This window comes from Streptomyces sp. NPDC104761, from assembly GCF_055583445.1.
Window position 1 is genome coordinate 20,971 of record NZ_JBVJNZ010000006.1, and the last position, 12,336, is coordinate 33,306.

A 12,336-nucleotide genomic window follows, 5' to 3' on the forward strand; every position below is an offset into this window, starting at 1 on the left:
CGAGTAACTTCAGCATGATGTCTATTGACTTAGTTCACAATGAGTTTTGCGAGATTCGGCGAGCGTGGCAAGCCGCGCTCACCGCCCCACCCACGCACCCCACCGAAATCCGTACTAGAATCTGTACAGAATCAAGACTCTATATGGGTACGGTGACAGCATGGAGATCCCTGAGGTCGTGACCGTCAGCGATGCGCGCGCGAGACTGTCGCGGATTCTGACCGACCTGTCGGAGTCAGGCGCGGATGCCGACCCGATCCTGATCGGCGCCCACCGCAAGCCGCAGGGCGTCCTCCTGTCCGTCGAGGCCTTCGAGGCGCTGAGCGGCCGGGCGGCGCGACGTCTGGCCGTCGCCTCGGCCACCGGCTCCATCGAGGCCGAGGGGCTCCGCGCCTCCGAGGCCTCCGACCGCGACACCGAGGCGTACGTAAAGGGCGACCTCGACGCGGACACCCTTGTCGCCCGCGCGATCGCCCGCCACCGACAGGCTCCGCAGCGGCGGGCAGGGTGAACGATCCGTACGCCATGCCCAACGGCGTGCTGCGCAACAAGCTCGGCATCACCGACCACCAACTGCTCGCGGCAGCGGAGGCGGACATCACCCGGGCACGCCTCGTCATGCTCGCCGAACGCCCCCTACCCGGCGCGTACGACCTCGCCCATCTCCAGGCGTTCCATGCCGCGATCTTCGGTGACATCTATCCGTGGGCAGGCGAGTTACGGACTGTGAACATCGCCAAGCGAACACCGTTCTGCCCGGCGAGGAACCTGGTGTCCTACGCCGGAGAGGTCTTCGGTTGTCTCGCCCGCTCCGGTCATCTGCGGGATCTCCCCCGGCAGGAGTTCGTCATCCGACTGGCTGAGCTGTACGGCGACATGAACGTCCTCCACCCGTTCCGCGAGGGCAACGGCCGTTCCCAGCGGGCGTTCCTGGCGCAGTTCAGCGCCGACGCGGGGTACGAACTCAACTGGTCCGGCATGGACGCCCAGCGCAACGAGGATGCTTCGGTGAAGAGCTTCCTCGGTGACAACAGCCTGCTGGAGCAGATGCTCGACGAACTCGCCGTCAAGAGCTGATACCCGTCGCTTCCAGTCGCCGACGCGCATCCGGCTGACCAATGCCGTCGTCCCCCTGCGGCGCCGGCATGTCGAAGTCCGCGCGCAGAGAACGGAGAAGGTTCCCCGAGGACGGCGACGTAGGCATGTTGCGCCGGCGTCTCCAAGCACGCCCCGACGTGTCCCCCATACCGACGGCGATGCCGACCGTAGCCCACGTTCCGCCGTCATTATCAAGCCATCTCTTACGCAGGAACGACACACTGCTCCTCGCCAGTGCTAGCCTTTGGGTGGCCCGACGGGGGCCACTCCCGGCGTTGAACTGCCTCAATTCCAGCGCCACTCAGGGACGAAGGAGCCATAGCTTCACCGGAACTGGTATCTGCGTCTGATTGTGCCCACATGTTGGGTGCACCGATTCAGTTGTCGGACGTTTGGGGGCAGAAGCGTTCGAGGACGGATCGTGCAATGCCTCATGGTGGCCGCCTCTCCCATCTGACTCGTACCCGCTGCGCCTATACCGGCGAGCCGTACCAGTTCGCCCTGAAGGAACTCAGGAAGTCGGGCAGTCCACGACCCATTCCCGACACTGCCTCGCCTCAGGCGCTACTTGAGTCACAGGTCTTGTGCAAGCTGGGGGATGGCGGTGCGTGGTCGGCACACCCTATGGGGATATCCAACGCACGGGTGAGCAGCGAGACCCCCATCGTCGTCCAACTCGACAGCCACGTTGAAATCTCGCAGAGCGACAACTACCCCATGGCCTTCCATGCTCTCGATCGGCTCTTGCCTTATGCCGAGCCGGGGGTTCAGGTGAACGGCGTCCCAGGCCTCCGTATCGCCGCCATCCGGAGGGATGACCTCCACCTCACCCTTGTGAATACCGACAGCCGCCTCCTCCTCCGGGGGATTCCCGGCACCAGATGGAGCACATACCTGGACCAGCGATGGAAAGCGCTCGATGCGGACGGATATCCACCGCTCTGGAAAGTACCCACACTGACGACCCATGAGCGCGACGACGCGGATTCATGCCGCCTGGTGCGCAAGACTGAGCTCGACATGCAGTGGCTGGGCTCTGGCCTACTGCGGAGGATCGCACTGTTTCACACCTCGAGCTCCGCCTATTCAACGCGCTCATGGATCACCGACGACGAATGGATCTTCGAGCTCGACACGCGAAATGACGTGGCTCTCGATCACGACACCCTGCTTTCCCGCCTCACTGATCCTGTGTGGGGGTTGCCTCTTCGTGTCTCGTCGCATCACTGCACCTGTGATGATCCGCCGCTGCCAGACAGCCGGTACACGCGGCAATGCACGTACCACCTGGTGAACTCGCAAGGTCTGCCGTGTGGCATGCAGGTTCGGTTCCGATCGGGCCCCGCCGTGTACGCCGACGATTCGACACGCGAAGAACTCGTGAGGCTGGGTGCCGATAGCGGCTGGCTGGACCGGGTCCTCCCGGAAGACGGAAACTTTTCCGATGAGGGGGCGGCTCGATGAATTGGGACAGCATCACCTTGACCGTCTTCGCAGGGTTCGGCGTCGCTCTCCTTGTCCTGGCTCAGCTCCGCGAACTCCTGGGAAAGATCACTGAAGTCGTCCAGGCCTGGCACGAGTTGCAGAGCAGGGTGCGGGAAAGGGACGAACAGGGGACATCATGCGCGCGAAGGGATCCCGATCGTCAGTGACACCCCATTCCGAAACCCGTACGTCTGCGTGCAAGTGTGCGTGCCGTTGGAGGAGTCGTTGCCCATTCGGTGTGCCGACCTCACCCGAACTTCCCCGAAGCTGGACCGGCGTCAGTCAGGTGGTCTCGGGTTGGCCGACGGCGATATTGCCACCCGCCGGCCAGGCGCATCGGGCCAGAAGCTCGGTTCAGGACTCGCTCATGAGGTTGGATGGCGCTTCGAGGCTCACCTGCACGGGGCCTTCCGCTGTGGCGAGGACCAGATCACCGTCGACGACGGCCAGGTCGTGCACAGGAAGGCTCAGGGGAATCCTCAGTGCCTCCGCTCCCGTCTCGCAGTTCCAGAAGCGGGCGGTTCCGTCGTCGCCGCCCGTGACAAGCATGGCTTCGCGGTCCGGGAGCCGGTACGACTCCACGGTGGTGAGGCCGGGGTGGGCGATCGGCTCCCCCATGGCATGGCCCGTCATCAGGTTCCACCGTCGTACGACCCCGTCCGCCCCCGCCGTGGCGAGGATGGGCTGACCGCCGAGTCCGACGAACGCGGACAAAGCCCGTATGCCACCGGCGTGATCCGTCACCACCTCACCGGTCCTCGCACCGGTATCCGGATCCCACAACCGCACCACGCCGTCCTCACCACCGGTGGCCAGGAAAGACCTCCCACCGAACCCGACGAACGCCGACAGCGCCCGCACACCGCCGACATGATCCGTCACCACTTCACCGGTCTCCTCACCGGTATCCGGATCCCACAACCGCACCACGCCGTCCTCACCACCGGTGGCGAAGACGAGTTTCTCCTCCTCGTCCTGGACCACTCGGATCGCGGTCATCGTCAGGACGTCACCGTCGTGTTCGATCTGGAACCTGTCGACCTGCTCGCCCTCGGCCGGGTCGAACACGCGCAGCATCGCGGTGGCGTCCACGGCGGCGAGCAGGGTCTGTTCCTCCTCGCCGCTGAAGGACGTCAGTGTCCGCGTGGTCGTCACGGCGTCGTCGACGAGCACGCCTGCCGACCGGCTGTCGTACGGCGCCCAGATCCGTAGGGTGCAGTCGTCGCCGCCGGTGGCCAGCAGGGGGTGTGCGCCGGACAGGGGCGGCACCGACGAAACGGCCCTCACCCAGTTCTCGTGGCCCCTCAGAGGCGCTGTCTCTCGCTCGCCGCCGGCCGGATCCCACAGTCGCAGGTCGTTGTCGCCACCGACCGTGACGAGCAGGGTCCGTGTACCGGCCTCGGTCTCCTCGACGAGGGCTCCCACCGCGAGGACCGGCCCCTCGTGGCCGGTGAGAGGCGCCATGGTCTGGCTGCCGGTGTCCGGGTTCCAGATGCGTACCGTCCCGTCCTCACCGCCCGACGCCAGCAGCATCTGTTCTTCCCGCCCCGAGAACGCCACGACAGAGAAGACAGCTCCGTCGTGACCGGTTAGGGGATCGGTTGTTTCCTCCCCGGTCGTCGGGTCCCAGATTCGTATCGTCCCGTCGTTGCCGGCGGTGGCCAGGAGCACTTGCTTGTCCTGGCCGTCCATGCCGACGAACGCCACTACCGAGTAGACGTCGCCGTCGTGGCCGACGATCTCCACGAGCCGTTCGGTCTCTTGTTTTTTGGATGGGTCCCAGTACGTCTCGTACTCGTCCAGGCCACCCACCGCCAGTTCCTTGCCGGTCAGCGGCTCCCAGACGCGTACGGTCCCGTCTCCGCCGCCCGTGGCCAGCAGCGTCTGCCCGTCGTCGTCCTCGAACGCCGCCACCGAGTGGACCCAGTCGTCGTGACCGGTCAGCGGCTCTCCCACGGTCTCTCCCCTGATCGGGTCCCATATACGGACCGTGCCGTCCGCACCCCCGGTCGCCAGCAGCGTCCGCCCGCCCGGTCCCGCGAACTCCGTGATCGACTGGACGGCGCCCTCGTGCAGCGCCACCGGGTCGCCCACGGCTTCGCCTCTCGCCGGGTCCCAGATGAGCACCGTCCCGTCGTCGCTGCCCGAAGCCAACAGCACCCTCCGTGAGGCGTCCGTGAACGCCACGAGGGTCTGCACCGAGCCCGTGTGACCGGTGAGACGCAAATGGGGTGCATGGCGCTTCAGTTGCCCCCAGGCCACGGACCAGGTCGCGTCAGGGTCGGAAGACCTTCTACCGAAGCGCTGCACGACGGTCTCCGGCGTGCAGCGAAGGGTCGCCAGCTCGCGCAGTCCGCGCCGGTCTTGGGGATCCGCGGTGATGAGCTGCTCCCAGGCGAACAGGACTCCCGCCACCGCTGGAGGCAGCTCGAACCGCCCGAGGGCTCTGAGCATGACGCTGGCCACGATCGCCGAGGGGCTCAGCCGGTCGAGCAGTTGGGGGCGGTCCGCCAGGAGCTGCCATCCGTCCGGCCCGGCGAGACCGGCGTGGGTGGGCAGGTGGTGCACGACATAGGTGTTTGGCCGTTGGTCCGGCTTCGGGCCGCTCCAAGGGCTCGCCAGGTACTCGGCGATACGGCGGTGCCGGTCGTCGTGGGTGGAGAGCGGAAGTGTCCGGGTGAAGTACTCGGCGAACGTCCGGTGCGCCAGGCGGTACACGCTCTGGCCGGATTCCGTGTCCAGCATGAGGTACGGCGCGGCCGTGCGCAGCAGCTCCGTGATGTCGTCATCGGTGACGGCGACGTCAGGGTTGTCGGCGAGGGCCGTCGCGATGCCCGCCCACACTCCGTCGGCGATGGGCAGGCCGCGTCCCTGCGCCAGGGCCAGCGCTTCGAGCAGGAGGCGGTTGCACGGGGCCTGTGCAGTCAGTCGCTCGACGGCTCGGGCGAAGAGCTGCCGGTGGTCGCATGCGAGGAGGGGGGTCGGGTCGGCGGCCAGCTCGGGGTTGCTGATGACCTCGCGCACGGCGAGGCGACCGTAGAGGAATTCCCGGTCGACGCTGCTGAGACCTTCCGCGGTGCTGTCGATCTGCGAGGGTTCGACGCCCAGCCTGGCCTTTGCCGCGTACAGTCGTTTGCGGATGTACTCGCGCATGGCCACAAGGTCGCGGGTTACGTGCAGCGTCTCCCGGTTGTCTTTCCGGTCCACTCCCAGTGCGTCCATGAGGTCGGCGTCCTCGGGTACCGGCAGGTCGGGACCTTCGCTGGTGGACTGGCGTGTGCCGACGATGACGCGGACCCCGGGCAGATCGGCCAACGGGCTGAGTATCCGTTCCGCGATCAGCAAAGGTAAGTGGGCCTCGTCGAGCGCGTCCACCAGTAGCGTGAAGCGAACCTCGGCGTCGCCCCTGGGGACCCCTCCGCCCATGCTCTTGCCGACCGTGCGAAAGCTCTGAACCAGCCAGGCGCACTGTTCGCCGATCGCCGTGTCGGGGGGAGTGCCGAGCCCGGCTGATTCGGCGATCCGCTGCACCAGGGTGCGGGGCGTCGCCCCCGTCAGATGAAGCACCGAGTCGAAGACGTCGTACGGAGGGAGGCTCCCCAGAGGCAGGGGCGCAAGATTCTGATGAGCCATCAGGATATCGGCGAGCTCCCGCCGGGAGTGCACCACGACATGGCCCAGCAGTGCCGACTTGCCCGACCCCGCCGCCCCGGTGACGACGAGCATGCCCCCTTCCGCGCTGTCGAGCCACGAGAGGATCCGGCGGCGCTCATCGTCCCGTCCTTCGAAGTACCAGCTCTGCTCACCGAGTTCGGCACCACTTGCCTTGGGGACGAAGTGGCGACGCTCGTCGTCCGTGAGGTTGGCAAGGACCTTCTCGATGTCGGTCACCGTGTCGAGGGATGCCTGCATGCGCCCCGCCAGGGTGGGCACGGCGCGGTGCAGGGCGGCACCGCCGTCGTCCAGACGCAACTGGATGGAACAGCCGCTCAGGTTCCGCTGGAGCTCCCTGGAGAGGTCGTAGAAGTCGATCGTGTCCTCGGTGCGGAAGGTACCGGTCAGGGCGGTGGTCAGCACCCTGCGGAAGGCGCCGAGGGCGGTGCTGCCCTCGGCGGCTGTCGCGACGAGCAGGAAGTTGCGCGCTTCCCGGTCCCGCAGGGCCTCGGAGTACATCCGGTCCACGAAGTCACTGGAGGAGCACGCGTCGATGATCACGATGGCCCAGCCGGCGCCGACCTGACACTGTCGTGCCTTTAGGGACTGCAGCAGGCCCTCGGGCCCGATGCCGCTTTGCATCAGCTCCGCGGGGCTGAGGGCGTGTGCGAGCAGCGTCGTGGAGCCCCCGTTGCTCCACCCATGGCCGACCCAGTACAGGAAGGTGTCACCGGTGACGTCGGGAGCCGACCACTCCTCAAGCCGCTGGCTGACAGCGTCGGCGCCTCGCTGCTCCGCCGGGACCGTCCAGGCGTCGCGGCGAGCGCCGAACGGTTCCAGCAGCGCGGCGATGGCCGCCACCTCCGGCTCCGTCTCCAGATGGTCGTGGTGAAGGTACACACCGATGTCGACGGGAAAGAACTGCAGCGGCCCCGAGGCATTCCCACTGTCCGAAACGGTCATCATCGGCCGCGTTTCAGTCGTCCTCGGGATCGATTGCCAGGACGAGCTGGGTGACGGGTGCGTTGCCTCCGGACTTGGCCTTGATCCGGTACAGACCGGGTGCGGGCAGGGTGACGTGGGCGCCGAGCTCACCGTCGATGGGGCGGAGGTCCGCTCTGGCAATCTGCCGGTCGGTTGCGGCGTCGTGAACGGTGCACCGGGGCCTGGCGTGCACGGGCCGCCCCGAGTCCGGCGCGGAAAGCACCCGCAGCAGCCAAGGCCTGCCTGCCTCAACGTAATCAGGGACGTCCAGGCCGATGTGGCCGTCTCCCAGCGCGGGGCCGCGATCGTGGTCGTACTCGGTGAGCACGGCTCGCACGTACTCGATGGCGACGCTGTCCTTGGCCAGCCCGCCGTGCTGCAACGGCAGCCATTGGGGCTCGTTCGAGGCGAGGTGGGCCGCGTCCCGGTAGACAGTTCCGTCTCCTGCCCGGTCGCGGCGGACGGGGACACGGTCACCGTCACGGGCCAGTTCGCCGTTTCCGTTCCCCTCGAACGCGACGTACTGCTTGTGCACCACTCCGCCGTCGAGACGCAGACTCTGAGCCGTCGGCTGCGCGACACCGACGACCGCGCGGTGTCCTGGGAGCACGGGCCCCTGTTCACGCATGCGTTGCTGGAACAGTTGTGCATCACGGGCGAGTTCGGCGTCGCCACCCAGGGTTGCCACGTCGGCCGGAGTCAGGCGATGCACGTCCGTGCCGGCGTCGACGCAGCGGTAGTCCGGCAGCAGGTCGTGTACGCCGGGCAGTGTCGCCGACAGGGCCTGCATCCGGCGCCGCAGCCGGGCGGGCAGCCGGCCGGAGCGGTCGCCGTTGAGGATGGCGGCCGCCTTGACCGAGCCGAGGAACGGCGTGCCGAGGGTGACCACGGCCCTGGTCTCGGGGGCCAGGTCACTGCCCTGGAAAGCGGCGTGCGCGAAGGCCGCCCGGGTGACCAGGCCGCCCATGGAATGGGCGACGAACACCAGGCGGGCCTCGCGCCCGTGCGGATGCCGTCGGCGCGCCTCATCGTGCTCCTTGCTGGCACGCCACTGAGCCAGGTGACGGTGAGCGGCTTCCGCCAGCAGTTCTCCGTTGACGGCGACGGGCAGCCGCCAGTCGTACGGGAACTCGAGTACGGCCTTCGAGTCGGCGACCGTCCGTTCGATGGCGGTGAGCAGGGCGCTGTAGGGCTCCAGCCCTCTCAGGGACGGCGCCCAGGCGGGGAAGCGCGGGAAGCGCAGCAGTTCGGTGGCTTCCACCCTGCCGTACTTACCGGCTCGCTCGTCCTCGTCCAGGTGCAACGGGCGTATCCCGTCGTCACGCAGCCAGGCGCCCCAAGACCGAGGATCACGCAGCCCCCACAACGAGCGCCCCGTGGTGGTGTCGCGCAGCGCGCTGCCCATGATCCCCGGCACCACAACCACGGCGTCATGCGTGACATCAGGTGACACGCCGGTGCGCCCGTTCCCCCCATACGTCATGCGGGAACGATATCCGGCGCGTGCCGTACGGAGGGCGAGAACGCCGAGGACCACCCGCCGCCGAGGGGAAGCGGCGGCGCGTGGCCAAGTCTGATGTCAGGTACGGCCGTTGCTCCTCCCGTTCCCGTTCTCGTTGCCGGAGCAGTTCACGGCGATGTCGTCAGCCATGACGGGGTGGCCTCGGTCGACCTCGGCCCACAGCGTCTTGGTGTGGGGGTCCCGTGGTCCCGTGCCCCAGCGGTCGGCGAGAGCTTCCACGAGGAGCAGCCCGCGCCCCGACTCGGCCTCCGACCCTGGCAGTTCGAGAGCCCTCCCAGATGCCGGCGGGAGCTTGTCCGGCCGGGTGTCGGTGACCTCGATACGCATTGATTCCGGCGTCAGCAGCATGCGCAGCGCGAAGTCCCGTCCGGGAGTGCGACCGTGCGTCACGGCGTTGGCGGCGAACTCCGCGACCACAGCCGCCACGGCGGACGCCGTCCGGCCCTCGCGGGGAATCCCCCAGTCCGCAAGCTGCTGCACGACGAGCAGCCGGGCGAGCCGGGCCCCTCGCCGGGTCGAGCTGAGCTGCACGCGGAACGACAGGGCCGGTGGCTGAGGTCGGGGTGTGCACGCTGAGGCACGAGTTTCTGACTTCACACCGTAACCGTCCCGTCACGCACATACCCTGGCCAGGGCGGATGGTCGTACCCGGCGGCGTTGTACGAGTCGGGTACGGATTGGTACGGGTCACCGCCCGTGACGGGTGGCGGGGAGCCACGTTGGTCCGCGAAGGCACGGCGAAACGTGGGGATGTGACGCACATGGCGAACAACAGCCGCACAAGGCGACGCGAACGGGACGACGACCATCCGGCAATCTGGGTCGGGTACGGCAAGTTGGTCAAGCTCTTCCGCACCAAGAACGGGTTCACCCAACAGGAACTGGCCGACGCCGTCGGCTACTCCTGCGAGCAGGTGGCCTCCATCGAGCAGGGACGCAGGCCGGCGAAGGCCGTGTTCACGGAGGCGGCCGAGCGTGTCCTCGGGGCGGGCGGGGTGCTCGCGGAACTCCAGGAGGACGTTGACAGGGCCAAACTGCCCAAGTTCTTCCAGGACTTCGCGTCGATCGAGGCGGAGGCAGTGAGTCGGTTCTCGTACGATCCGCTCCTGGTACCCGGGTTGCTGCAGACTGAGGAGTACGCGCGGGCGCTCTTCACGGCCCACTGCCCACCCCTGCCCGACGAGATGATCGAGCAGCACATCGAGGCCCGGCTCAGCAGACAGCGACTGCTCAGCAAGACGCCGCCGGTGGACCTCTCCTTCATCATCGGCGAATCCGTACTGCGCAACGCCGTCTGCGGCAGGGGCTCGATGCGGGCACAGCTTGAACATCTGCTGAAGGTGGGGGCGCAGCGCAACGTCGAGATCCAGGTCATGCCGGAGGCTGCCGGCTTCCATCCGGGACTCAACGGCCCGATGGTTCTCCTCGAAACCCTGGAGCACCAGCACGTCGGCTACTTCGAATCCCAGGGGGTCGGTGTCGTCGTTACCGACCCTGGGAAGGTCAGTGCCTTCGGCCTACGATATGGCAAGCTGCGCTCACAGGCTCTAAACGCCGGGGAGTCCGCAGATCTCATCGAACGTCTGGCAGGAGAGGCATGAACTCGAAGCAGATCACGGCCGACTCGGGTTCCCTACGGTGGTTCAAGAGCAGCTACAGCGGCTCTGACGGAGGGGACTGTGTCGAGGTGGCCCACGCTCCGGGCACGGTCCACATCCGCGACTCGAAGACCCGGCAGGGACCGGTGCTCGGCTTCTCTCATGCCGAATGGTCCGCGTTCGTTGCGTACGCGAGGCGCGGCACCGGAACGACATCTGACGCCGCTTCCACCTGAGCAGGGCTGCGGGCAAGTGCCCCCGGCTCAGTTCGCGCCTTGGCCAACCCCTGCTCCCGTACCGTGGTCACCGGTTCTCGGCACGAGGCGGGGTGGCAGCGGTAATGGGTTATCGCCGTAAGCCGCATAGGCGCGTTCCTGCTCACGAGCCCAGATCATCCGAAGCGTCTTGTCTGTTCTGGGCACCTCGAACCCCAGCTTCCTGAGGACCTGGCGGTAGTGGGGCACCGGCCCACCTCCCGGGGTCGTCACCAGTGCCGATAGCAACGGCACGTTCATCGCGGTTTCGGCGTCGACCCGCGCTAGCATCTCCCACCGCGTGCTGTAGGGAAGGGCTGCAAGGGCGTTGGCTACACCGCTGATCAGAGCATCCCAGGTCACGGTACGACGAGCACGAGCAAGCATGATCAACTTCTGGCGTAGCTGCTCAGCTTGCATGGGCACCGTGATGGCCTCAGGTGCTTTCCGGACGGCAGCGGGCTCTGCTGTCTTCGCATGCCCTTGACGCTTCTCGCGCTGCGCGTCCAACCGTCTTTGAGCAATGCTCTGCTCAGCCGAGGCAATCACCGAATGCAGGCCCTGCACGATATCGCGGGCCTGCGCGAGGTCCGCGCCGCGGAGGCTTTCGCCCTGTCGCCCGCCCCAGCGCTCCACTTCGCTTAGCCACCGCTGTGCGTGGGTCAGCTGCTTCTGGAGGCGCTGACGCGGCTTGCTCCGTTGGAGAGTGCTCACGAGTTGCTGACCACGGGCGACCAGTTGCTGAACCGTACGGAACTCACGGCGTCCACGCTCACGCTCACGCTGGTTTCGCCTCCGATCGGCTGCTTCGTGGAGCACGCGGTAGCTGGGGTCGCGCTCCAACGCAGTCATCGACAAGCGCTCCGGAATCGTGCGGGAGGATACCCCATACATCGCGAAGGCGCGTTCGACCTCGCGCATGCACCATCGTCTGATGACAAGAGGCGAGCCAGGCTCCCCCAGCCCGAGGCTGTAAATGATGCTGCCGAGGTACGGAAGCGGCCCCCCTTCTTCGGCTCGGAGCAGAGCGGACAGCACGGGCTCGCCCGGATCGGATTGCCTGTCGACATCGATGAGGAGATCCCGGAGCTCCGAACTGCTGTACCGACCCAGGTCCATGTGCACGGTGTGGGCCAGACGCCGCCATGTGGGCCTGGTGTGCCGGCGAGCGTTCAGTTCCAGCGCCTGACGAAGGTCCCGGACGAGTTCGCCCCGGCTACGGGCTCGCGCCTTCGCGGGGACAGGCTTCTGCGCTTGTGGTTGTGATGGCGCACTGGTGTATGGGCGTCGCTCCGCAAGAATCTCTTCGACGGCCGGCGTCCGTAGCCCCTCTGGAGTGAGCCAACATTCCTCGAATGGAGTCCACTCGATTTCGCCGCTCGGGCGCTGGGTCCCGATGTAGGGACAACGCGCAGCGCCTTGGGTGTCAAAGCGGATGCGGAAGGTGTAGCCATCGCGATCGAGGAGGTCGTGCGGTGGGATGCCCTTGATGCCGAAGACCCAGTCGACGCTGCCTTCCGCTCCTCTGTCGAGCTCGCGTGCGATGCGGCGCCAGGCCCCGTGCTCGACAGGACTCAACTGGGAAGCGCAGGCGACGGCCCGTATCCCGCACGTCCACGTCCAGGGCGTCTCCGGGGCCCAGACCGAGGCTGCGGAGCTGGACACCTCCGCGCAGCCGCTGAGAACCGGGCCACTGGTGCACCGCGCGCTTGGCGAAGAGGTGGTCGGCGCTGTCCTCTCC

At 67.2% G+C, this 12,336-nt stretch carries 9 protein-coding genes; 5 read left to right on the forward strand and 4 right to left on the reverse strand.

Annotated elements, in window-relative coordinates:
• Nucleotides 1–160: 160 nt before the first annotated feature.
• From ACZ63F_RS17925 to ACZ63F_RS17935, 3 genes are all read left to right on the forward strand, one after another.
• Nucleotides 161–511, forward strand: a complete 351-nt coding sequence (locus ACZ63F_RS17925) for an antitoxin VbhA family protein (protein WP_469712084.1) — start codon at nucleotides 161–163, stop codon at nucleotides 509–511.
• Complete coding sequence (locus ACZ63F_RS17930; protein ID WP_469712085.1) at nucleotides 508–1,077, forward strand: Fic/DOC family protein; 570 nt, start codon at nucleotides 508–510, stop codon at nucleotides 1,075–1,077. Before ACZ63F_RS17925 ends, ACZ63F_RS17930 begins: the two co-directional genes overlap by 4 nt.
• Nucleotides 1,078–1,743: 666 nt before the next feature.
• Nucleotides 1,744–2,562: a hypothetical protein gene (locus ACZ63F_RS17935; protein WP_469712087.1), complete on the forward strand. Its 819-nt coding sequence runs from the start codon at nucleotides 1,744–1,746 to the stop codon at nucleotides 2,560–2,562.
• A 375-nt stretch (nucleotides 2,563–2,937) separates the two neighbouring features.
• Here the strand turns inward: ACZ63F_RS17935 and ACZ63F_RS17940 are convergent, their stop codons facing one another.
• From ACZ63F_RS17940 to ACZ63F_RS17950, 3 genes are all read right to left on the reverse strand, one after another.
• Nucleotides 2,938–7,137 (reverse strand): hypothetical protein, encoded by a 4,200-nt coding sequence (locus tag ACZ63F_RS17940; RefSeq protein ID WP_469712089.1) that lies wholly within the window; start codon nucleotides 7,135–7,137, stop codon nucleotides 2,938–2,940.
• Nucleotides 7,138–7,213: 76 nt separating this feature from the next.
• Complete coding sequence (locus ACZ63F_RS17945) at nucleotides 7,214–8,704, reverse strand: esterase/lipase family protein (RefSeq protein ID WP_469712090.1); 1,491 nt, start codon at nucleotides 8,702–8,704, stop codon at nucleotides 7,214–7,216.
• Nucleotides 8,705–8,800: 96 nt separating this feature from the next.
• Nucleotides 8,801–9,274: an ATP-binding protein gene (locus tag ACZ63F_RS17950; RefSeq protein WP_469712092.1), complete on the reverse strand. Its 474-nt coding sequence runs from the start codon at nucleotides 9,272–9,274 to the stop codon at nucleotides 8,801–8,803.
• Nucleotides 9,275–9,504: 230 nt separating this feature from the next.
• Between ACZ63F_RS17950 and ACZ63F_RS17955 the strand changes: the two genes are divergently transcribed.
• Nucleotides 9,505–10,344, forward strand: coding sequence for a helix-turn-helix domain-containing protein (locus ACZ63F_RS17955; RefSeq protein WP_469712093.1), 840 nt, complete (start codon nucleotides 9,505–9,507; stop codon nucleotides 10,342–10,344).
• Nucleotides 10,341–10,577, forward strand: a complete 237-nt coding sequence (locus tag ACZ63F_RS17960; RefSeq protein ID WP_469712095.1) for a DUF397 domain-containing protein — start codon at nucleotides 10,341–10,343, stop codon at nucleotides 10,575–10,577. Before ACZ63F_RS17955 ends, ACZ63F_RS17960 begins: the two co-directional genes overlap by 4 nt.
• A gap of 27 nt (nucleotides 10,578–10,604) precedes the next feature.
• On the opposite strand, the gene ACZ63F_RS17965 is transcribed toward ACZ63F_RS17960, so the two are convergent.
• On the reverse strand, nucleotides 10,605–12,173 hold the full coding sequence (locus ACZ63F_RS17965; protein WP_469712096.1) for a hypothetical protein: 1,569 nt from the start codon (nucleotides 12,171–12,173) through the stop codon (nucleotides 10,605–10,607).
• Between the last annotated feature and the right edge of the window lie 163 nt (nucleotides 12,174–12,336).